The 21535-nt window shown below is 65.9% G+C and carries 24 protein-coding genes; 7 read left to right on the top strand and 17 right to left on the bottom strand.

Annotation, left to right across the window (positions count from 1 at the left end; translation table 11 throughout):
• Positions 1-14: 14 nt before the first annotated feature.
• From AB0F52_RS04470 to AB0F52_RS04430, 9 genes are all read right to left on the bottom strand, one after another.
• Complete coding sequence (locus AB0F52_RS04470) at positions 15-341, bottom strand: trypco2 family protein (RefSeq protein ID WP_360164445.1); 327 nt, start codon at positions 339-341, stop codon at positions 15-17.
• Between the two features lie 267 nt (positions 342-608).
• Positions 609-1814, bottom strand: coding sequence for a site-specific integrase (locus tag AB0F52_RS04465; RefSeq protein WP_360164443.1), 1206 nt, complete (start codon positions 1812-1814; stop codon positions 609-611).
• Complete coding sequence (locus tag AB0F52_RS04460; RefSeq protein WP_360164441.1) at positions 1798-2028, bottom strand: helix-turn-helix domain-containing protein; 231 nt, start codon at positions 2026-2028, stop codon at positions 1798-1800. Before AB0F52_RS04460 ends, AB0F52_RS04465 begins: the two co-directional genes overlap by 17 nt.
• Positions 2025-3584: a DUF3631 domain-containing protein gene (locus AB0F52_RS04455; RefSeq protein WP_360164439.1), complete on the bottom strand. Its 1560-nt coding sequence runs from the start codon at positions 3582-3584 to the stop codon at positions 2025-2027. Before AB0F52_RS04455 ends, AB0F52_RS04460 begins: the two co-directional genes overlap by 4 nt.
• The gene (locus AB0F52_RS04450) at positions 3584-4114 is read right to left on the bottom strand and encodes a hypothetical protein (protein ID WP_360164437.1); all 531 of its coding nucleotides are present in this window, start codon (positions 4112-4114) and stop codon (positions 3584-3586) included. Before AB0F52_RS04450 ends, AB0F52_RS04455 begins: the two co-directional genes overlap by 1 nt.
• Positions 4115-4140: 26 nt before the next feature.
• On the bottom strand, positions 4141-4392 hold the full coding sequence (locus tag AB0F52_RS04445; protein ID WP_360164435.1) for a hypothetical protein: 252 nt from the start codon (positions 4390-4392) through the stop codon (positions 4141-4143).
• 171 nt (positions 4393-4563) lie between these two features.
• Positions 4564-6735, bottom strand: coding sequence for a cell division protein FtsK (locus AB0F52_RS04440; protein ID WP_360164433.1), 2172 nt, complete (start codon positions 6733-6735; stop codon positions 4564-4566).
• Positions 6735-7523, bottom strand: a complete 789-nt coding sequence (locus tag AB0F52_RS04435) for an ABC transporter permease (RefSeq protein ID WP_360164431.1) — start codon at positions 7521-7523, stop codon at positions 6735-6737. The genes AB0F52_RS04440 and AB0F52_RS04435 overlap by 1 nt, the downstream gene beginning before the upstream one ends.
• Positions 7524-7614: 91 nt before the next feature.
• Complete coding sequence (locus tag AB0F52_RS04430; RefSeq protein WP_360164429.1) at positions 7615-7848, bottom strand: hypothetical protein; 234 nt, start codon at positions 7846-7848, stop codon at positions 7615-7617.
• A 142-nt stretch (positions 7849-7990) separates the two neighbouring features.
• Here AB0F52_RS04430 and AB0F52_RS04425 point away from each other — a divergent pair, with 142 nt between their 5' ends.
• A complete protein-coding gene (locus AB0F52_RS04425; protein ID WP_360164427.1) occupies positions 7991-8344 on the top strand; it encodes a winged helix-turn-helix domain-containing protein in 354 nt (117 codons plus the stop codon).
• On the opposite strand, the gene AB0F52_RS04420 is transcribed toward AB0F52_RS04425, so the two are convergent.
• The gene (locus AB0F52_RS04420; RefSeq protein ID WP_360164425.1) at positions 8341-8541 is read right to left on the bottom strand and encodes a hypothetical protein; all 201 of its coding nucleotides are present in this window, start codon (positions 8539-8541) and stop codon (positions 8341-8343) included. The two genes, AB0F52_RS04425 and AB0F52_RS04420, sit on opposite strands and share 4 nt — an antisense overlap.
• A 322-nt stretch (positions 8542-8863) precedes the next feature.
• Here AB0F52_RS04420 and AB0F52_RS04415 point away from each other — a divergent pair, with 322 nt between their 5' ends.
• The gene (locus AB0F52_RS04415) at positions 8864-10141 is read left to right on the top strand and encodes a hypothetical protein (protein WP_360164423.1); all 1278 of its coding nucleotides are present in this window, start codon (positions 8864-8866) and stop codon (positions 10139-10141) included.
• On the opposite strand, the gene AB0F52_RS04410 is transcribed toward AB0F52_RS04415, so the two are convergent.
• From AB0F52_RS04410 to AB0F52_RS04395, 4 genes are all read right to left on the bottom strand, one after another.
• Entirely contained in the window at positions 10100-10996 is an 897-nt protein-coding gene (locus AB0F52_RS04410; RefSeq protein WP_360164421.1) for an aminoglycoside phosphotransferase family protein, read from the bottom strand. The two genes, AB0F52_RS04415 and AB0F52_RS04410, sit on opposite strands and share 42 nt — an antisense overlap.
• A gap of 126 nt (positions 10997-11122) precedes the next feature.
• Positions 11123-11920: a Scr1 family TA system antitoxin-like transcriptional regulator gene (locus AB0F52_RS04405; protein WP_360164419.1), complete on the bottom strand. Its 798-nt coding sequence runs from the start codon at positions 11918-11920 to the stop codon at positions 11123-11125.
• A complete protein-coding gene (locus AB0F52_RS04400) occupies positions 11917-12183 on the bottom strand; it encodes a hypothetical protein (RefSeq protein ID WP_360164417.1) in 267 nt (88 codons plus the stop codon). The genes AB0F52_RS04405 and AB0F52_RS04400 overlap by 4 nt, the downstream gene beginning before the upstream one ends.
• Positions 12184-12462: 279 nt before the next feature.
• Positions 12463-12741, bottom strand: a complete 279-nt coding sequence (locus AB0F52_RS04395; RefSeq protein WP_360164415.1) for a hypothetical protein — start codon at positions 12739-12741, stop codon at positions 12463-12465.
• A 67-nt stretch (positions 12742-12808) separates the two neighbouring features.
• On the opposite strand from AB0F52_RS04395, the gene AB0F52_RS04390 reads away from it, so the two are divergent.
• Both AB0F52_RS04390 and AB0F52_RS04385 read left to right on the top strand, forming a co-directional pair.
• Positions 12809-13297 (top strand): NUDIX hydrolase, encoded by a 489-nt coding sequence (locus AB0F52_RS04390; protein ID WP_360164413.1) that lies wholly within the window; start codon positions 12809-12811, stop codon positions 13295-13297.
• A gap of 33 nt (positions 13298-13330) precedes the next feature.
• Entirely contained in the window at positions 13331-14545 is a 1215-nt protein-coding gene (locus AB0F52_RS04385) for a helix-turn-helix domain-containing protein (protein WP_360164411.1), read from the top strand.
• Between the two features lie 51 nt (positions 14546-14596).
• Here AB0F52_RS04385 and AB0F52_RS04380 read toward each other — a convergent pair whose 3' ends face one another.
• From AB0F52_RS04380 to AB0F52_RS04370, 3 genes are all read right to left on the bottom strand, one after another.
• Positions 14597-15073, bottom strand: coding sequence for a hypothetical protein (locus tag AB0F52_RS04380; protein ID WP_360164409.1), 477 nt, complete (start codon positions 15071-15073; stop codon positions 14597-14599).
• 4 nt (positions 15074-15077) lie between these two features.
• On the bottom strand, positions 15078-15365 hold the full coding sequence (locus tag AB0F52_RS04375; RefSeq protein WP_360164407.1) for a hypothetical protein: 288 nt from the start codon (positions 15363-15365) through the stop codon (positions 15078-15080).
• Between the two features lie 326 nt (positions 15366-15691).
• A complete protein-coding gene (locus AB0F52_RS04370) occupies positions 15692-16540 on the bottom strand; it encodes a hypothetical protein (protein ID WP_360164405.1) in 849 nt (282 codons plus the stop codon).
• A 638-nt stretch (positions 16541-17178) separates the two neighbouring features.
• On the opposite strand from AB0F52_RS04370, the gene AB0F52_RS04365 reads away from it, so the two are divergent.
• The 3 genes from AB0F52_RS04365 (at position 17179) to AB0F52_RS04355 (ending at position 21424) form a co-directional block, all read left to right on the top strand.
• Positions 17179-17391 (top strand): hypothetical protein, encoded by a 213-nt coding sequence (locus tag AB0F52_RS04365; RefSeq protein WP_360164403.1) that lies wholly within the window; start codon positions 17179-17181, stop codon positions 17389-17391.
• A gap of 360 nt (positions 17392-17751) precedes the next feature.
• Entirely contained in the window at positions 17752-18081 is a 330-nt protein-coding gene (locus tag AB0F52_RS04360; RefSeq protein ID WP_360164401.1) for a trypco2 family protein, read from the top strand.
• Positions 18082-18112: 31 nt separating this feature from the next.
• Positions 18113-21424: a tetratricopeptide repeat protein gene (locus AB0F52_RS04355; RefSeq protein WP_360164399.1), complete on the top strand. Its 3312-nt coding sequence runs from the start codon at positions 18113-18115 to the stop codon at positions 21422-21424.
• Positions 21425-21535 lie beyond the last annotated feature (111 nt).

Raw genomic sequence — 21535 nt, 5'->3', positions numbered from 1 at the left:
CCGCTGGCCGATCCTCAGTTCGGTGGCGGAGCGTCAGCGTCGTCAGCCACGATGAACGGCGCCCCCTGCGGTGTCTGCGGGACCAGTTCCACGGTCACCTTGTGCGCAGCGCTACTCGTGCGTTCGCTCTTCGCGTCGGCGGTGACCACCCAGAATTTCACCCCACCGGAGCCGCCCGCGACGCGCTTCACCTCGCCGGCGAACTCGATCGACACCTTCCCCACAGCGAATGTCAACGACTGCCCCGCTACTGTCTGCCGGCCGACCGTCTGCGCCGCAACCAACTGCTCACGCACAACCCCGATCGCATCCGACAGCTCAATCCACTGGTCCTCGTCCACCGACGTCCTTCCCCACACGACACTCTCCGAGAAGTCGCCACTGTACGCGCGCTGTTACATGAGCTGATTTGCATAACTCCGTCCACCGTTGAACGGCGGAATTCGCAGCGCAGCCCGCCCTGGCCTATTCGGTGAACGGTGACGTGAGAACGCCGCCATCAAGCCACGTGATGACCCGATGCAGCCACTCGGTCGACCAGGCGGCCGCTAAAGAGCCAGGCCCCACCCGATAGCTCGGGGCCGGGGCCTGGCTCGTCGGGTGGGCGGCTACGACGCCTGATTGGTGGTCGGAGGAAGTCCCGCAGGTTCGTCCGGCGCGGGGAAAAGCCGGTCCATTGCGGTCGCCCCGGACTCGACCACCGGCCTGATCTGCTTCCGGTAGACCAGCTCCGTCACGGCCGTGCTGCTGTGCCCGACCAGCCGCGAAATCTCTTCGATCGGCATCCCGCCGTCCGAGAGGATCGAGACGAAGCTGTGCCGCAGCTCCCGGGGCGTCCACTGCGTCGGCTTGAGCCCGGCCGCCTTGATCACCCGGCGGAAGTCTCGCCGGACGTTGTTGACGTCCCGCTCGGTGCCGACGTTGGTTGCGAACACGAGTCCCTGTTCGTGCCAGTCGTCGCCTGCGACCGTCTTTACCGCCTGCTGGGCCACTCGGTGCGCCTCTAGCGCCTTGACGGCTCGTTCTGGCAGTGCCAGCGTGCGCCGGGACTTCCGCGTTTTCGTCTCGCCGCGGGCGCGGACCGAACGCCACACCTTGACGTTCGGCGGGATCGCCGGCGTCGCGTTCGGCTTGCCCACGAGGTCCACGTGCTCCCAGGCGAGCGGTCGCATCTCCTCGGTCCGCGCGCCAGTTAGCAGCGACACCACGATGTAGGCGCGCATCGGCGACGACTCCGCCGCCGCGAGCACCGCTTCGGCCTGCGCGAGTGTGAGCGCCTTCGATGGCCGCCCGGCTCCCTTGCCGGCTGGCAGCTCGTCGCACAGCAGGACCACGTTGTACCGGACCCGCTTGCGCACCTGAGCGCGGTTGATCGCCCGACGCAGGATCGAGCGGAGGTTGCGCAAAGTCGAGGTCACCAGCACTTCGGCTTTCTCCGCCAACCAGTCTTCGACGTCGTCGACTTCGAGCTTCACCAGCGGCCGGGCGCCGATCGCGGGCACGATGTGGTTGTTGACCAGCGACCGGACGGCCTTGACGGTGTTGGGGTCTCGTTCGCCGCGTTCGTAGCTCGCGAGCCAGTCGTTGACCGCTTGCTCGACCGTGTACCTGGTCGACGCGTTAGCGGCGCCCTCTTCGGCGTTGCGAACCAGCTCCTTGAGCTTGTTCTTGGCTTCGGTCTTGGTCTTGCCGCTGGCTTTGCGGTATATGCGCTTTCCGTTCGGCGTGTAGCCGATCGTCAGCTCGGCGATCCAGCGCTGACGGCTTTCCGACCAGTAGAGCGTGCCGTCTCCGCGACTACGCCGACTCGCCATAGCCGACCTCCGCTTCCCTCATCAGCAACTCGACGTACTCCTGGATGGCGACGGCCGGCACGAGCCGGGCGCGTCCCTGCTTGACCGATCGCAGGCGCCCCGCGCGCAGCTGTTCGTAGATGACCGAGCGGCTCATCGAGAGCAGGCGCATTGCTTCGGTGATCCGGTAGAGGTGCCGTTCGGGCACGGCGACTGGCATGGGTACGGCGTTCATCGATCCCCCTCAGTGTCGTGGTCGGGCTTGGTAGGCGCGACGTCCGCGACCTCCGCGACTGGGCTGGTCAGTACGGGTGCGAGCGGCTGTTGGGTGCCGCGACCGTCCGCGACCCGGGTTGCGGAGGTCGCGGACGAGCCCTGCGCCTCCGCAACCCCGGATGCGGCGTTGACCTGCGGGGTCGCGCTGGTCGCGGAGGTCGCGCCCGTTTCGAGCGGCGGCAGGTAGCGGCTCCAGGCGTCGGCCAGTCCGCCGTCGCCGTCGATGCGGTAGCCCTTGAGCGTCTTGCCGCTGACCTTGAGGTCTTTCGGCCGAACCAGGTACCGGTCGAGTTCCTTGGCCAGGCGGCGGCTGTCGAGCGGCTTGCCCTGCAGGTCGGTCCACGGACCGTCTTCGATAGCGTGCAGTTCGCGGATCAGCTCGGCAGTGACCATACGGTCGGTGTTCTCCGCGGCGAAGATCTGCCGGATGTCCGCCAGAAGCCGCACGCCGATCGAGACGGGTTGTGCGGTCGCTTCGAGCACGAAGTGCCGGCACGCCTTCCGCGCTGTCTCGGGCCAATGGCCGCCGGCCGCGTCGGCGATCGCCAGGAGCGGCCGCCAGATCTCCGCGGCACGGTCGCGGACGCCGTCCGGTCGTTCCGGCCGCGCGCGGCTCACCTCGTCGCCGACGCGCCCGACCCACTCCGCCAGCTCAGCGCGCACCGGCGCCGACTCTCGCTCGACGTCCTCTTCGATGAACTCCTCGACCATCTCGTCGAACCGGCGCTTGCGCATGTGCACGGTGATCGCCCGCGTGGTGATCGTGTCCGGCATGCCGCCGGCGATCCCGGCGAGCGCGACCGGCGCATAGACCGGGAACCGAGTCACGTTCATGCTCTTGGCGTCGCCGACGCACCGCGTCACCGTCGCCGACCGCTTGTACCCCGCGTTCAGCAGCGCGCGCAGATCCTCGTTGTTCCCACCCGTCTTCGGGTTGAACACCGCGTCGATCTCGTCAAACAGCAACGTCATCGGCCCGTCGGCGAGCATCCGGAAGATCGCGGCCGGCGTGATGCTGATCGTCATCTCCGGCTTCGCCACGAGATACTGCGCGACCTCCAGCACGCGCGTCTTGCCGCTCCCCGGCTCCGCCGAGTCGAGGATCAGCCTCGGCGTCACGTACAGCCGCTCGGCCACGTGGGTGTGCGCGTACCAGAGCGCCAGCGTCGGCGCGGCGTGCTCGTTCGCGAACGCCGAGAACCGCGACACGAACGTCACGACCGAGTCGAGAACCTCGTGACCCGGCTTCGCGAAGGCACCGGCCGGTGCCGGGCCGAGCCACGTGAGTGGGTTGACCGGCGCGGCTTCCGGGAGCGACTCGCTCGGCTGGGCGCCGCCGTCCTCGGGCGGCGTGGCCGCGATGTGGCGGCCGCGCCAGACGCGCTGGCAGTTCTCCGAGCAGAAGTAGCCGGACGGCGAGTCACCGCGCGGCCGGCCGCACTGCTGGCAGCAGGGCGCAGGTTCGTCGGAGATCACGAAGTCGATCACGGACAAGGTGTCGTCGAATCCGGACATCAGGCGGCCACCTCCAGGCGAGCGGTTGGTTCGTCGCCGCCGCCGGCCTCGCGGTAGCGCCTCCACAGGTCATCGAGCCGCTCGGTGTCGTCGAGCTGGTGGCGGAGGATGTCCGTCGGTGAGTCGTCCTCGACGGCCTGGACCAGGCGGCCCGCGTGCTCCCGCACGGCGCGGCGGTAGGCGTTCTTGAGCACGACGGCTTTCAGCCAGGCGCCGTAGTACGGCGGCGGCAGAATCGGGCCGTCGGTGTAGGTCTCGACGATCCAGAGGCCGAGGCGGTGCAGGCGGTGGGCGCCGCCGGACCGCCGTTCGGTTGCCGTCCTCTCGCGGGCGTGGTCCATCACGGCCATCGGGGTCGGTGCGTGGCCCGCGCCGGTTAGCTCGATAACCAGTTGGAGGACGTGGGCGGCGATCGGCGAGCCGAAGTCGTCGGCGCGCATGCCGGCGAGTAGTCGGCGGGCTCCGGTCAGCCGGACCTGCATCACGCAGCCCAGGAACTGACGCTCGGGGTCGAGCAATGTGGTCTTCATGGGTGGCCTTTCGGATGAGCTGCGAGTCAGCGGCTGTTGTCGCGGCGGTCGCGGTCGCGGAGATCGCGGTACGTCCGGCGTGCGCGGAGGCAGGAGTTGTAGGCGCGGCGGCCGGCGCGGAGCGTGCGGCCGGTGCCGCCGCATCGGCGGCAGAGCCGGATCGCGCGGAGCAGCGGCGAGCGGAAAGAGCCAAAGCCCTGGCAGGAACGGCACGGCTTGTACGGGTAGACCGCGCACGACCAGGAGTAGCCGAGAGTGACGATTGCGAGAAAGAGCAAGAGAAGTACGGTCGGGTTGCTGAGGGGGTTCAACGGAGCCTCCGGGGCTGTTTTTGGCCGCACTTGACCCGCGCCTCTAGGTGCTAGGGCGCTGATCAGCGATGTTGTAGAGGTCTAGGGAGGGCTCTAGGTCTAGAGGGACGAGGCTCTAGACCTAGAGCCCTGCGGGACCTAGCCGCTCTTGCGGTTCCGATCACGCTCGGTCAGCGCGTCGACGATCCATTCGCGCTTGACGCCCATCCGGTTGGCACCCTTGCCGGTGTCGACGTCGTTGCCCCACACCTGCTTCGTGGCGATCCCGAGCGGCTTCAGCGCGGTCGAGAGCTGCGTTGCTTTCGCCGCGCCGGTCGGCAGTTCGGCCCACGGGCCGTAGACCGCCGGACGCAACTCGGCGAGCCGGTCCACGATGCGTTCCGACCACGCCTTCTCGGCGTCGCCGATCGCGGTCAACACGTCGGCGAGCAAGGTGCTCGTGTCCTCGTCCTCCTCGGGCGCGAGGTCAAGGCCGGCGGCGTAGCCGGTCAGCCGTCCGGCCGCCAGCCGCGCGGTTCGTGCGCGGGCCGCGATCTTCTCGGCGTCCGGTCCGTCGATGTACACACCGCGGGTAATGCGCGGCTCGTCGCCTTCGCCCGCCAGGTACCCGATGCCCTTGTCCCGAAAGGACAGCGTGGTGGCCCGGATGCCGTTCCGGTACGACGAGGTGCCGAGCACCATGTCATTGGCCTGCTGGCCGGTGACCTTGAGGCAGAACCGCATCACCGCGTTGTCGCTAATCGCGGTCGGGATGCTCTTCGCGTCCGGTCGCTGCGTCGCCAGGATGATCACGATGCCCAGTGCCGGGCCGCGCTTCACCAGGTCGGTGCAGACCTCCTCGATCTCCGCGCCGTACTCCGGGTGCTCGAACCACTTCTGACACTCGTCGACACCGATCACGATCGGGTGCAGGCCAAGGGACTTCTTACCGGCCAGCTCCGGCGTGACCTTGTTCTCCGGGCATAGATCCTTCGGCAGCTCCCGGATCACCTTCGCGCGCCGTCGCAGCTCGTCGGCGAGTGTCCGCAGGTCGGCGACGGCGTACGCGATGTCCTCCGGCTCGTCGCCGGCGCGGTACCGGTGCGACACCGGCGCCAGCGGCGAGAGGTCGCCAGTTCCCTTGAGGTCGAACGAGTGCAGCTCGGCCCGCGGGTCCAGGGCGGCGATCAGCAGCAGCTCTCGCAGCGTGAACGTCTTGCCCATCCGCGGGATCGCGCCGATGACCATCGAGATGAACATCAGGGTGATGTCCACCCACCGGCCGCGCTGGTCGGTGCCGAACGGCTGCGGTTTGAACAGGTCGACGGTGCCGGGCTTTCGCAGCGGCCAGGCGGCCTGTCGCGACTTGGACAGGTCCTGATCGCCGACCCACAGGACCATCCGTCCGGGGTGGACCTCGGCGTTGCCTTCCGGCCAGACGCAGCCGAGAGGACGGCCGAGGCCGGACGCGAGCTTCGCCCGCCGCTCGACCACTTCGGACACCGTGACGCCCGGTGGAAGGTCGACGTCGGCGCGCCAGCCGGGGCCGTCGCGGGTGATCGGCGCCGTGAACCCGATCGCGTTCGGGTTCTTGCCGAGGGCCTGGTTGATGCCCGCGATGCCGAGCACCGACAGTGCCTGAACGACGTTGTCACTCGTCAGCTTCTGCACCTGGGTGGACAGAACGGCGCGAGACGACACCACCGGGTTGTCCTGTGTGGACCCGAGCTTTCCCAGTAGCCCTACCGCGACGGCGCCGCAGGCCCAGATCACCCACTCCGGCAGGACGTTCGGCAACGTGAACATCAGGACCAGGCCGACTGTCGACACGAGACCGAGCTGAATCAGGCGAAGGACGACTCGCCGGTCTCGCTGCTGCGACAGCTTCAGGTAGAGGTCGGCCTTGTCGGCCGTGGCCGTCTCCGATCGGGCCGGACGCCCCTCGGCGTCAGTCACGTACCGGCCGGTCGCCGCGAGCAAGAGAAGAAGACCCCGAGGGGAGCGCACCGCGAGCCGAAGCGCGTAGAGCGGTGACCGGGCCGCGTGGTAGCCGGCCTTGTGCGCGTAGTGCTTCCCCACCCACTTCGCGACGTCCTTCGCATCGGCCGTCGACTTGAGGTAGCTGGGGATGATCGCCTGGCGGTTCTGCGAGCGGAGGCGGTCCAGCCACGACGAGCCGTCCGTGACCGGGCGGTCAACCGGGACGGCCGGCGACTGCTCCGCGGTTTCGTCGCCAGGCTCGACGTCGATGACGAACGGGTCGGCCTCGACGGGCGCCGTGCTGGGGAACGCGATCACGCGGCCGCCGTGCGGTTCGTTGGTGGTACTCATCAGTCGTTCACCTCCTGGTCGGTGGTGTCGCGTACGAGGTGTGCAAGGGCAGCGCCGCAGCCGAGGACGACCACCGGCAGGCAGGAGACGAGCGTGGTCACCGGCCAGGGAGCGCGTTCGACGTCCGCGGCGGACATCAGGTGGTAAGCGACCTGGCCGACCATGCCGAGGACGAGCGAGCCCAGGGCCGACCACTTCGCGAAGTTGCGGACTCGGTGGGTCCGGGTTGCCGGGGACAGCCACACCCGCAGGGCAAACGCCGCGTAAGTCTCGACCCCGATCGGGAGCGTGATCGCCGAGTTGATCGTCAGGTGATCCCAGATGCCAGGCAGGAGCTGGATCGGGCCGAACCCGGTCAGCCTGCCGAGCCCGACCCAGCCGCTCCAGACGGCGACGAACGCCGGCAGGGCCAGGAGGAGCACTGGCCACAGCTTGATCCGCCGCACCTTCTCCGGCGTCGCGCCCGGGTCTGCGGTGACGTTGACCTGCGGCTCTGCGTCATCCGAAGCCGGTTCTTCCGGAATCTCGGACTCCTGATCCGGTTCCGCGACCTCGGCGGGTTCCGTCACCGCGTGCAGCTTCCGCACGGGCTTGGTGTCGGCCTCCTCATTCAGTGCGGCGAGGATGGCGCGGGCCTTCGGCGCACCCACCTTGAACTCGGTCATGATCCGGTTTCGGGAGGGGCACTCGCCCAGGTCCGCGGCGAACTCACGGACACGGGGCAGCAGGTCGGTGACCGAAGGCGGGTACGCGCTTCGGGTGTTCGTGGGCGTGTCGAGCCCTACCATGGGTGTTCTCCTGACTGGCTTGGAAGTGGTTGGGAGAAGCCCGGTCCGGCGGGTGGTTCTTGGCGGTTCCGTGCGCCGGGCCGGGGCGGCTTCAAGCGGCCGCGCCGGAGCTGTCCGACCGGCCCCGGAGAGCCGAACTGACGGTCTGGCGGCTGATGCGCCGGACGTGTCGATGCGTCGCGGCCCGGTCCGTGCTCGGCGCCAGGCTGGTGGTCTCCGCTTCCTGGTCGTGAGCCGTCACGAAGTACTCGGCGATCATCGCGTCGATGTCCGTCTCAGTCAGTCCGTCCGGGGCGTAGCTGGGCAAAGGGATGAGGTCATCCATTGGTGTGGACTCCAACGATTCGTAGGTCTCCTACTCGGGGCGGCCGGTGGCGGCCGAGACCCAACGTAAGTCCTGTCTATTAACTCTGTCAACTGACATGGGAGAACTGACTTAGCCAACTGACTTGGCCTACGCTGGTGGTATGGCATCCCTGAACCCGGACGACCCGCGTGCGCCGTTCTTGCAAGTAGCCGGCGGTCTCCGGGCCGCGATCCTGTCGGGGGAGTACGCCCCGGGAGCGCAGTTGCCGACCTACCAGGAACTGGCCGATTCCTGGGGGGTGGCGGTCAACACGGCCAAAAGCGCCGTCGCCCACCTCAGGGAAGAGGGCCTGGTGGTGATCCGGCACGGCAAGGGCTCGTTCGTTCGTACCCAGCTGGCCGAAGGTGACTCCGCGACTCGCCCCGAGGCCTCGGGGGATGAGCGGGTCTGGCAGGCCATTGCCGAGATCAGGAAGCGTCTCGGCGAGATCGAGCGGAAGCTGGGGGAGAACTAGCCGAACAGGGCACGGAGGAACTGCACGACGCCGTCGATCACCGCGCCGACGCCGTGGGCGGCTCCGCTGGCCCAGCTCGCCGAGTCGGCCGGGTACTTGACGATCAGCACGACGAGGGCGAGTCCGATGATCAGGCCGATCGCCTTGCCGACCAGGCCGCCCCCGCTCTTCATAACCGGGAAGTTGTTCTTCGCCATCACGGTCTCCTTTCGTTCTGCGACGGGCCGGGAGCCCGATCCGGATCGGGGTTTCGATCCGGCGTTGTCGCTGATGAATTCAGGAAACCGCGCAGGGGCGGGGGTGCAGCAGTGTGCACGCGGGGGTGCATTTCTGCACGTGGGGGGTGCACGGGGGGTGCTTTAATGACCTTCGGAGGTACCGGTGGTCGACAAGGGGAAGCAGCCGAACGCACTTCTAGCTGCGGTTATGCGACAGGCGGGGGCGACTAACAAGGGCTTCGCCCGCCGTGTGCGCGAACGCAGTCAGAGAGACGGCGGTGAGCTGGTCAGCGCTGACCACGTGTCGGTCAAGCGCTGGCTCGACGGCACGAAGCCGCACCCGCGCACCTGCCAGCTGATCGCCGCCGTCCTCGGCGAATTGCTCGGCCGGCCCGTCGGCCTCGAAGAAATCGGCTTCGCCACAGCGGCCGAGACCACCTCGGATGACGTCGGCCTGGAGTACCCGGAGGAGATCGCTCACAGCCTGGTCGCGCTGGGCGCGATCACCGAACTCGAGCTCCGCACGCCGAAGCGGGTCGGCCCGCTGGCCGTCGTACCGGAGGCCTGGAGCGGCCTGCTCGTCCGGTGGCTGACCGACTCCGACGAGGAAGGATCGCGGCCACCAACCGAGCCGCGCTCGATCACCTTCGTGGACGTCGAGGCGGTTCGCGAGGCAACCGCGATGTTCAGCAGCTTCGACTATAAGTACGGCGGCGGCCGGCCGAAGTCGCTCGTCGCCTCGTTCCTCGACCAGGAGATCTTGCCGAACATCCGGCACGTGTCCCCGCACGACCCGGTCGGACGGGAGTACTTCCGGGAGGTCGCTGCCCTGACGCGGCTCGCCGGCTGGACGGCCTACGACACCGGCGCGCACGGACTCGCGCAGCGGTATCTAACGCAGGCGTTCCGCCTGGCGAAGGCGGCCGGCGACAAGGCGCTGTGCGGCCGAATCCTCGCGGGCATGTCGCATCAGGCGAACTTCCTGGGGCACTTCCAGCGGGCGGTCGACCTGGCGCGAGCCGCCTACAAGGGCGCCAACGGCTACGCCACCCCGACCACGATGGCGCTGTTCCACGCGATGGAAGCCAGGGCGCTTGCCTCGCTCGGCAGGGCAGAGGACGTCACGGCCGCGCTGCTCACGGCTGAGCGGTGGCATTGCCAGGGCATCCGGGAGAACGACCCCGAGTGGATTCACTACTTCGACGAAGCCGAGCTGCACGCCGAGTTCGCGCACTGCTTCCGCGACATCGGGAACGCCGAGTTGGCGAACCACCACGCGGCCGCGTCCATCGCGGCTTCGGAGTCGACCTACGTCCGAAGCCTCTCGTTCTGCCGGACCGTGCTCGCCACGTCCCACCTGCAAGGCGGGAACCTCGAAGAGGCGTTGGACGTGGCCAGGTCGGTCGTCGAGACAGCGGCGAAGCTGAAGTCGTTCCGGGTGATCTCGTATCTCGACGACTTCCGCGGACGACTGGGCGGGCACGCCGGCGACCCGTTGGTGAAGGAGTTCCTCGACTTCGCCAACATCCACCTGCCGTCAGAAAACCTTCCAGTGTCGGGGCGCCTGGTCGTCGCGTAGGTCGCTGATCCGCTTCTCGACCTCGGCTTTGACCTCGGCGGACTCGTCGACGGTCTGCGAGAGCCACATGGTCATGTTCAGCTCTCGGGTTGCCCTGAGCACGGGGAAGCCTGGCCACGTGATCGGATCGAATCCGTAGGCCGCCGTGTACGAGTCGTACTCGGCTTCGGAAGCCCAGCCAAACGCCTGGTGGCGGACGGACAGTACGGCCGCGTCCCACTCGCGCGGTCCGTAGGCGAAGTCCTCGAAGTCGATCAGGTTCAGCGTTCCGTCGGGGGAGCGCATGACGTTCCCGGGGTGTGCGTCGCCGTGCACCGGGCCGGCGGGGAGCGGGAACTCAAGGTCTTGGAACTTCTCGGAGAGTTCCTCGTACCGGTCGCGCAGGAAGTCGAGGTCCCCCTCGGGCAGCTTGCCCTTCAAGGCTTGTAGGCGCGGTTCGACCTTCGGCATTGGGGAGAAGGCCGGCAAACGGAAGTCCGTTGGGTGGGGCAGCGCGTGCAGGTCGTGCAGCAGCTTCCCGAACTCGGCCGGGGTGATCGGCGTGTCGTCCTCTTCCAAGCAGTTCCAGAAGGTGACGGGTAGCCCGTCTTCGACGAACGGCTGTTCGTTGCCGTCGAGCACCGTCGCGGCGGGGAACCGGTGCTCGGCAAGCCACCCGGCGACGAGCACTTCCTTCGTGGCGGCCGGGATGGAGCGGCCCACGCGGACCACGGCCGAGCCGTCGGCGAGGCGGTAGATGGCGTTCTCCCCGAACCGGACTCGCTGCGCGTCGGTCGCGTCCAGCCCGGCGAAGGCGCACGCTGCCTCGAAGACAGCTTGTGTCCGCTCCGTCGTGAAAGCCTTCGTCGATGTCATCAGACTCCTCTATCGGGGTGCCTCGGCCAGGCTAGAGCTTCGGCAGGAACGTGTGCTCGGCGAATCGGGGCGTGGGCCCGGTCGGCGCGCCGCCTGGAGGGAGGTCAGGACGCGCCGACCGGGGGCTTAGGGCCACACCTTCTCTGTGGCGTGGCGCCGTAGCGCTTGGGCGGCCTTCTCGTAGGTCGTCAAGGCGGCTTGGTGGGTGGAGTACACGGCGACGCCGTGGTGGTGGCGTAACGCGACGGCGAGGGCGCCGGCGCGGCGTTCGTAGAGGGTGAACGGCTCGACCAGGCCGGGCGGGCAGCTGGCGGTGGGAACGAGGCGCACGGCGATCCGAGGTCTTCTCGTCCAGGCGCGCAGCTGGTCGAGCTGGTCGCGGAGGACATCGGGGGTGCAGGCGTCGGGGCGTGTGGCGGCCTCGCCGATGAGGAAGGTGTGTAGCGGGCCCGGCTGGTCGGACAGGGCTAGCTGACGTGCGGTGCGGAGAAGACAGCCCACGTCGGCGGCCTCGGGGGCGAGCAAGCCGGTGTCCCGCAATGCGCGGGCGTACTCGGCGGTCTGCAGCGTCTCGGGGATGAGCGTCGGCGACCACTCGGTGGCGCGGGTGGATCGCTGTTCGAAGGCGATGCGCAGGTAGTTCTCGGCGCGTCCGGTGCGGTCGATCAAGTCGCGGTCGTGGGACCGGCGGGCCAGGTCGATGAGGTGTTCGCGCACGCTTTGCGGTGCTCGCAGGACACCGAGGATGTGGGCCACGATCGTGTCCTGTGGCGCGCGTTGGCCGAGTTCGAAGCTCGACAGCACGGCGTGGTGTAGGTCGACCATGGCGGCGAGCCGGCGTAGGCCGATGCCGCGCTGGGTTCGGGCTTCGCGGAGTCCGCCGGCCAGGGCGATGACGGCTGGTCGGAGTGCAGCTTCGGTCACGGTTCAGACCGCCCCGTTCGGTTGTGGTTCTCTGTGTCGGGTGCGTTGAGCAGGGAAAATGGATCGAGTTCGGTGCCGTCGAGTTCGCCGGCGCGATCGGTGAGGGCTACGCCGATGCGGACGAGCTGCCGGCCGAGGGTGCGCAAACCGGCGGCGTAGGCTGCATCGTCCGGCTGGAGGGTCAGCAGCTCGACCGTCACGCTTCCGATCTTGGAGTTGACCTTCGAGAGCGCGGCGAGCAACTCGCGATCACGAGCGTGCACGCGGCACCCCGATTCGCCGGCGCTCGTTCTGGCTCGCACAGACCGGGCACACCCGCCCGGGCCTCGGGATCACCCGGCGGCGGCTGATGCTGGGCCGATCGTGCTCCAGCGGGAACCGGACGCCCGTCAGGCACCAGGGCAACAGCATGAACAGCCGTGGATTGGTCATCTCCGAGTGCAAGTACAGGTGAGCCCATCCGTCGCCCCCGGTGAACTCGTGCCACTCCCAGAAATCTCGGCACGAGTCGACGTCGGTCAACGGCCAGTCGTCCAACGCAGTCATCGAAGCCCCCGCTCGACGTCGAACGCCCGGATCGCGGCGGCGGCCTGCTCCCAGTCGGCATCGGTCATGTCCGCGTGCGTCTTTGGACGCTGGTAGGTGTCGAGATCGATCTCGTTGAGCCGCTGACCACCCGAGTTGAACAGCGACGCACCGCACCAGAACGTCGGCCGGTCATCGCGCCCGGTCGATCCCCCGTCTTGTGCCGTCACCTGATCAACTTTGATCGAAACCGCGCGCGCGAAACACAGCCAGTAACCATGATTTCGGCTGGTCAAGGCCCACGAACTAGGCGTGAAAGGCATAGATCAGCGGAGCTTCGCTCGCCGCCGGTAGCCTCGCCTGGTGGACTTGCTCCCGTTCGACGACTACGTACGCTCGCTCAATCGCAAGCGGATGTCCGCCGGCGTGCTGTTCCGTGATGAGGCCGACCGCGTGCTGTTCGTCGAGCCGTCGTACAAGTCGCATTGGGACATCCCCGGTGGCGCCTGCGAAGAGGGAGAACCGCCTTGGCGTACCGCGGCCCGCGAAACCTCCGAGGAAGTCGGCATCGACCGACCGCTCGGGGGTCTGCTGGTGATCGACTACATCCCCGATGACTCACGGATGCCGGAGGGGATGGCGTTCGTCTTCGATGGCGGCCACGTCACCGAGGCCGAGATCAAGGCGCTGCCCATCACGGACCCCGAGATCCTGTCCGTGGCCCTGCTGCCGCTCGACATCGCAGCGCCGCGGCTCAAGCCGATCCTCGCCCGGCGCATGGCGGCCGCGCTCGACGCCGCGCGCGCCGGTGAGCTGCTGATCTGCGAAGACGGCAGGCACATAGCGCGATAACCTGGCTACCGTGCGCACACAGTCGGAGGACGGATGACCGCTCACAACCCGCTCGCCGAGAACCTGACGCGTATCCGCAAGGCCCGCGACTTCTCGCAGGAAGGGCTCGCTGAGGCCGCCTCGGTCGGTGTCGACACCGTGGCGCGTATCGAGCAGGGCACTCGGACGACCAGCCGCCCCGCCACCCTCCGAAAGCTGGCGGCCGCGCTCGGCGTCCCAGTCGACGCCCTCCTTGGCACGATGCCAGCACCCCACTCCCGCGAAGTCGACGTTGCCCCGCTCCGTCGGGCGATCACCGCAGACGCGTCCATCCCCGGTCTTGAGGACCTGGCCGACACCCGCGAGCTGCTTCCGCTCCCGGAACTCACAGCCAGCGCACACGCGGCATGGCGGGCGTACGTCGACGGGCGACACACCGAGCTGTTGCACGCTCTGCCAGTCGTCCTGGCTGATGCACGCCGAGGCGTTCGCGACACCCGCGACGAAGACCGCGCCGGTGCACACCGCGTCCTGTCGACCGCGTACCGGCTCGGCGCTGGCATCGCGGGCCGGCTCGGCTTCGACGACTTGGCGTACACCTCCGCTGCTCGGGCGATTGAGGCCGCGGCCGCCTCGGACGCTCCCGAGGTCGAGGCTGCGATCTCGCTGCGCTACCTCGCGTGGACGCTGGTCCGCCAGGGCCGAGCGGAAGACGCCGAGCGCGTCGCTACGCAGGCGGCGGCCGCGATCGAACCGCGGATGCTCGACCGCGACCCAGTACGCGCCGGCGTCTTCGGCAACCTGCTGTTTAACGCCGCAACCGCCGCCCTGCGAACAGGCAGCGCCGGTCGCGCCGAGGACCTCCTCGCCGCCGCTCACGCCGCTGCAATCCGTTCCCGAGGAGACACGGCTTCGGAAGCCGCGATCTTCGGTCCGCGGGTTGCTGCACTCCAGAACGTCGAACTTGCCGCGCGGGCTGGCGATCCGGAACAGGCCCTCCGCCTGGCGGCCGCCGTACCCGACACAACTGGCGACGTCCCGGCCTTCTGGGAGGCCGGCCATCGACTGTTCCTCGCGGCCGCAGCAGCGGACTTGCGTCACGACCGAGACGCCTTGGCCTGGCTTGCCGAGGCGCGCGATCTGGCGCCAGACTGGGTCCGATATCAGCCTCTCGGCAAAACGACCATGCAGCGCTTGGTCGACCGAGCAACCCGGCGTCGAGGACCGGGGTTTGCCGCGCTCGCAATCCATTATGGCGTTATTGGCTAGCCCTTCAAGGTGCTCCGCCTTCTGGTTACCTTGAGCCAGGAGACTGCTGTCCTATGCGACGGGGCAGTAGACAGCACGCGCATTCGCAATAATTGCGTGCCGAACTTTCGTGAAATCTTTCTTGACCTGCCCGCTGGCCGCATAACGAAAACCTCTGTGCGGCGTGACTAGTGCATGGGCATGGCCGATTGTTTCCTCCTCGTCCTCCTGGTCTTCCAGTGGGTCCGGTATGACATCCCACTGCTGACTTACGCCTGACACTTCGCGAACTACGCGCGCAAGGAATGAGAAGACGTAACAAGTCCGCTTCTTGCTGGCGGACACCGCAGACTGACCGTTCCGCTCCAGTAGGGCTTCGCGATAGCAAGACAAACCGTCTTCGTTGTCCTGCAGTCGAACGGCATAAGTCTCCATCTTTGGTTGCTTGGTAACAAGGTCGAACGGATTCAGAAAACCCGGAACCTTATTTGGGCATCGTCGTAGGATAACTTCATCGCCTTCGATGAAGTTCGCCTTATCATCCGCCATGTAGCTACCTCACTAGGTCGCGCCACTGCGGATTCTTGACCTTCACGTGAGCCGTCAGCCTGCCGAGGTGTCCTCGGATGGCGCGTAGTGCAGTGGTATCACCATTATCGAGATCCACTGAAAGCATGTTACTGCCAATTTTAACGATCGCGTAAGCATCATCTTCGCGATCGACAAGGATCTCTAGAGAGAACTCGTCGGCATACCAAACTGCCGCCACCCCACCGTCGCCGTCGGGCGAAATATGAGGATAGACGGATGTAGAGTCGCAGATGGCGTAAAGGATCCGCATCAGTCGAGTTAGCACATCTCGATCGACTGAAAAGTCGTCATCAAGCTCGTGAACTCGTGATTTATGGAGAATCTGCGAAACCTTTGACTCGATGTGTTCCCAAATCGAGTGCCTACCAGGGCCCCGAAACTTGGCTCGGAGGGGTTCGTCGGGTCCCGCTTTCGGGTCGATGTGCCGGCTTCCCTCTGGCTGAGCAAGTGAAGTGTATCGATGCTTTCGCATGCGAACTGCTGCGACGGCGGTGCGAAAGTGCTTGTGATCGTCCCAAAAAGCCGCCGTAGCATCCCGTGCGGCGGCAGGCAACACGATTCCGAGACCTTGCACCGTCATCTTTCCCCCCAGGAAGACTTCAAGGAATCATCGAACAGCTGGGTAAAGAGCGTATATAGCTCGTCGTGTGCTTGCTGCAACCGCTCGGCTGGGTCATCGCCTTTCGAGAGATCTGCTCGCCCGCTGATAGTTAGGAGTGTGGCTGGCACTTTTCCATCATTGTTTTTGTCTGCGGTGTCAAGGGCGCTAGCGGCGAAGCTGATTCCCTCGCCTCGCCTTGTCGAATCCACACCAACGAGAAGGGTGATGTTTGAGTTTTTTTCCGTTGGGCAGACGTGTTTTCTGACAGCGGTCGTGCCTTCCGTGACCACATCTTGGTCGGCCTCGGTGATCTTCTCTCCTGCGACAACCCGACGCGAAACGATGTTTGAATCGAATAGGTCGAGGTAATTCTCGTACTCGATAGTTGCGCGCACCAAGGTAGGATCTTCATTTCCTGATTCGCGCAAGGCTTCAGTGAATTCCTCGAACCGTCTCTTGAAGTCTTGGCTTAGCTCGGCAAAACCCGGGTACCGGTTGTTCGGCGTAAAGTACCATGTGAGGCCAAATCGATCGGCTTGGATCAGTATCTGCTTCTCGCGCTCTTTGGATGCAAAAATACATGCCGGCATCGGCCATTTATCGTCGACGAATGTTATTGAATCCGTCGGATTCCAAGGTGCCAGGGGGGCTTTTTCCTCAACTCGCGGCAACTCGTTGGCCCAGGCATTGCGAAGCGTCGACAGATGTAGGGCTGACAGTGTGTAAATCGTCTCAAACCAAAAGGTTAGATTGACTTCCGACACGGGAGGACGCGCGAACTCCTCGTGCTCAGCGCTCATGCTGTCCACATCCGCATCGTCCAACTGCCTTCCCTGTCCATACAGAACGCTTGTCCTATATGATCCAAAATCATCGTACATGTGTCGCCGCTCACATCGCCATATTTAGGGTTGCGCTTGAGTTTCATGGGAATGATAGTTATCAGATTGTTACATGAAGGGCTTCGTTTGTTACATTGATCCATGATCGGCGACATCTTGAGGGGCGAGACGTCGGCGCCACCGTCAGGTGCGGCAAGCGACCGGCCGAAGTCTCGATGCCTCAGCACACGGGCGAAAGGAGCGTTGCGTTCATGATCGTTTTTCCGCACGTCCCTCCGTTCGATAGTCGACGGTAAGCCGAACGCTCATAGCGCCTGGCCCGTTACTGGTATGAACCAGATCGCGTCGACTTCCACTCGAACGTCGCAGTAGTGATCTTTCTGCGGTGCTTTCGCGTCACCCAGTCTGGCTACGGTTGGCGCCTCTGAGGGGTGACTTGCCCGTCCATCAGGCTCCGCGCTCGACTGTCGCCCCGCGCCCGGTATTCGCGTCCTCTGGGAGCTCTCGGACCTGCGGGGAATCGCAGTTGCTCGGCTCTCGGTGTGCCCTGGTTGTGGCGTTGGCTGCGCGGCCGTCCAGTCGCCTCGCCCGCGTTGGAAGCACGGGCGGTTAGTCCGTTTGTGGGGCGGGCGCTGCACCTGGTTGATGGTGAGCTGCCGCTGATGGCAGGGGTCGCGACGCGCAGGGCAGACCCCGCCATCCGCGACGCTCTACTGAGCACCGACCTCGACGGCATCGAACCGCCGATCGGCGACCTCGCGCAACTGCTGTCCGAGACACAGCTATCGAGCCCGTCAAGGGGGCAGTTTGCGCGATCGCTCGCCTCAGAGTAACCGTTGCTGAGTGTCGAAGTGAGCGTCAATCGGGGTGGCAAGCAGCGGACGTCCACAGACGCTCAGAGACTCTGAACGTGCAGGTCAGAGCCTGGAAGTCATGGTCAAGAAGTGACGAATTCCGCTCGTAATGAATAGGTCAGGGGTTCGATTCCCCTAGGCGGCTCCGCAGGTCAGGCCTCATCCGAGACACCTCGGGTGGGGCCTGACTCGTCTGGTGAGTGACAAAGTGAGTGACATAGACGCTCGGTCGCTGAGCGGAGAAAGTTCCGCGAGTTCACCCCTCGCGGGGAACTTGTCGATCGCGTCCGGCACCAGGCTGGGCGTAGCACGCTGACGCGGTTGAGCGACTCTGTGGTCATGAACATTGAGTTGGGCGACGCCGTCGCTACCCTGCGGGATGAGCTGCTGGACGCCGCCGACCGCGCAACGACCGCTGAGGTCGAGTTCGCGGTGGGGCCGATCGAGCTTGAATTTGCTGTCGAACTGAAAATGGACGCCAAGGCCAAGACCGGGTTCAAGGCGTGGGTGGTGTCAGCTGACGCTGAAGCCGGCGCCTCCCGCACGACCAAGCACAAGGTCACCGTGACGTTGACTCCGCGCGCACCAGGCGGCGGAGACATGATCGTGTCGAACAAAGCCCTCGACGGGGACGGACCCGGCGACGTGACCGGACACATCGGCCGGTAACGCGCGCCGATCAGAGGGAGGGACGCTCGCAGTGGAGCGGGAGCGGGTTGTAGCCGTGAACGGACCCGGGGGCCGAGGATCGGGCTATGCCATCGCCCCGCGGCTCGTGCTGACCTCGGCGCACGTCGTCACTAACACACAGGCGTCGTCGAAAGTGTTCCGGCCCGGCAGTCCTGGCAACTTCACGGCCCGCCCGGTGTGGTGCGGGACTCCGGAGGGCCGCAATGACGCCGCACTCGTGCTCATCGACGACCCGACGTGGCCGCCCTTGCCCGACGCCCCGTTGGCGTGGGGACGCACCGTCACACACCAGCCAGGTATCGCCTGCCAGACGTGGGGCTTACCGCAGATCGTGCAACGCGAAGGCCGTGCACCTGACACCGGCCAGGTAACAGGCACGCTCAACCCTGGCAGCAGGCTTGTCGCCGACCTGTATGAGCTGAACCTGGACTCATTCCCGCCCGAGGGTGATTCGCCGTGGGCTGGCATGTCCGGTGCGGCGGTGTTCTGCGGCGATCTACTCGCCGGCGTGGTCGCACTCGACCCCGCCGGACGGCAGCATGCGGCTTTGAACGCGGTGCCGGCCTACGTCCTACTCAACGACACAGCATTCGCAGAAGTGCTGGCCGAGTATGTGGGCGAGGACGCGCTGCGGTGTGAGGCGATCGAACTTCAGTCCTTGTTCGACTCCCGAAGTCACGTAACTCCAGGAGCGCCGATCTGCTCGCCTGCGGCGTTGCTGACGGCGCACCGCGCGGTGGTGCCGTTCCGCGGGCGAGATGACCTCCTAGCCGAACTGGAAACCTGGGTGGCGCAACCAGGCGTAGCAGTGTGGTTGCTGCATGGGCCGGGCGGTCAGGGCAAGACCCGGGTGGCGCAGGAACTCGCCACCCGGTTGCAGCACGAGAAGCAAGCTTGGGCGATCGTCTGGCTGGACCCTGCGGCGGATGCCGCGGGTATGGGCGTCCTGGCGGCTGTGTCGTCGTCAACACTGGTCGTGGTCGACTACGCGGAAAGCCGCGCCGACCAGCTCATCACCCTGTTCGCCATGCTGGCCCGACGCGATTCGATCGTGGCGGTGAAGGTGCTGTTATTAGCCAGGACCGCGGGCGTGTGGTGGGACGAACTGGTCGCGACCGGCGGTGACAGCGTGCGCGATCTCGCAGATCTAGTCCGATGCCGGTCGCTGCCGGCTCTGGATGCGACACCGCAGGCCCGAAACGCGACCTACCGGGCGGCGGTTTCCGCATTCGCGACGTCGCTGCATGCGGTGCAGGGTTTGTCCGACCGACCGTGGGTTGAGATCGTCGCAGCGTTACCAGAACCAACCGATCTCGCTTCGACGGTGCTGGGCGTGCAGATGAGTGCGCTGGCCGATCTGCTGGACGCGGTGACTCCCGCCACAAGCACAGGCGACGCCGACGTGACGCCGGACTTGCCGGGGCCTGAGGATCGCGTGCTGGCACATGAACGCGGGTATTGGAAATCCACGGGTATCGCCCAAGGACTGCTGCCAGGGCTAACGCTGGCGGCGTTGACCGATGTCGTGATCGCGACCGCGGTGCTCGGGCCGGCAACCGCCGAGGACCTCGGCGCGGTGGTGGCACGCGTACCGAGGCTGGCCGACCAGCCGACAGATCGGCAGGAGGCGGTTCGAACCTGGTTGCTGAGCATGTATCCGGCCGGTGACGGCGGCACCTTCGAAGGGCTAGTGCCAGACCGATTGGTAGAGCGACTGGTCGGTCGCTCAATCCTGCAGTCCGAGGGCATGTGCGTCGTGCATCAGCTGGCGCCTCAGGTCAGCGCCGGGGAGGCTGCGCGATTGCTGACCGTGTGTACGCGAGCGGCTGCGGATCCTCAGCTCGGCCAGGGGGTCGGCGACTGGGTGACACGGTGGTGCGTTGAGCAGGCCGACACACTCGCAGTAGCTGCGGTCGAGGTTGCAACCCGGGTCGAGGCGCCTGCGCCGCTAGTCCGGGCTGTCAACCAGATTGCCACCGCCGAGTGCGCGAATACGGCGTTACTCGAAGCTGTGCAGGATGCGTTCCCCTTGCAAAGTCAGGTGCACAGAGAAGCCGCGGCAAAGATCGCCCAAGCGTTGGTCGACCGTCATCGTCGGTCTTTCGCCAGGGATCCCAGCCAGGGCGGTCCGGACCTCGCTAAAAGTCTTAACAACCTCTCAATCCGCTTGCAGGGTCTAGGGCGGTTAGAGGAGGGAATGGCGGCCGTCATCGCGGCGGTCAAGATCTATAGCCGCCTAGTCAAGGAAGGTGCGGGTGCGTTCGCACTCGAACGGGTCAAATGCCTCAACAACCTTTCGAACTGTTGTTGGGCTTTGGGTCAGTGGGAGGCGGGTTTGGCGGCTATCACCGCGGTAGTCGCAGTAAACCGTCTGTTGGTCAGAGAGTATTCAGATACATTCTTGCCTGACCTGGCCATGAGTCTGTCTAACCTGTCGGCTTATCGTGGGGAGTCAGGGCGCCGGGAGGAGGCATTGGTCGCTATCTCTGAGGCTGTCGAGATTGGCCGTCGGCTGGCCGAGAGCAGCTCAGAGGTGTCCTTGTCCAACCTGTCTATGAATCTACTAAATCTCTCGAATTGTATGAGGGATTTGGGACGTAAAGAGGAGGCGTTGACGGCTGTCGTCGAGACCGTTGAGATCCGCCGTCGGCTGGCCGAGAATCGTCCAGATGCTTTCTTGCCCGACCTTGCCACGAGCCTGATCAACCTTTCGGCCAATCTTGGAGAATCAGGGCGGATGGATGAGGGTTTGACGGCTATCATCGAGGCCGTGGAGATTTACCGTCGGCTGGCCGGGAAGCGTCCAAATGCATTCTTGCCTGACCTGGCCGTCAGTCTGATCAATCTCTCTTTCTGTCTGTCGGGTTTGGGGCAGCGAGAAGAGGGGTTGGCGGCTATCGCTGAAGCCGTTGAGTTCTATCGTCGGCTAGCCAAAGATCGACCGGACGTGTTTTTGCCCAATCTCGCCATAAGTCTGAACAACCTCTCGGCCTGTTTGTGGGGTTGGGGGAGTCGGGAGAAGGGGTTGGAGGCCGCCGCTGAGGCCGTAGAGATCCGCCGTCGGCTGGCCAAGGATCGGCCGGATGCTTTCTTGCTCGATCTTGCCGTAAGTCTGAACAACCTTTCGATCTGTTTGGAGAGTTTCGGACGGCGGGAGGAAGGGCTAAGGGCCATCGCTGAAGCCGTCGAGGTCCTTAGTCGTTCGACGGAAGAGCGTCCTGACACGCACATCAGCGAGCTTAATCGGTCGCGTCATCTTCTAAATTGGCTGGCTGGCGATCCGTCACCCTCGCTCTCCACGGATACCAATATAAGGCCCTAGAGGGTGCTGAGTTCCTAACGTGGCTGCGTGAGTCGGGCCCCATCCGCAAGACACATCGGACGGGGCCCGACTTGTGTGGCGGTGACTACGACGCCTGGTCGGTGGACGAAG

The organism is Amycolatopsis sp. NPDC024027, assembly GCF_040638975.1.
In the GTDB taxonomy this organism is placed as follows: domain Bacteria; phylum Actinomycetota; class Actinomycetes; order Mycobacteriales; family Pseudonocardiaceae; genus Amycolatopsis.
The sequence above is the reverse complement of the archived record's forward strand: the minus strand, read 5'-3'. Positions and strand labels throughout refer to the sequence as shown.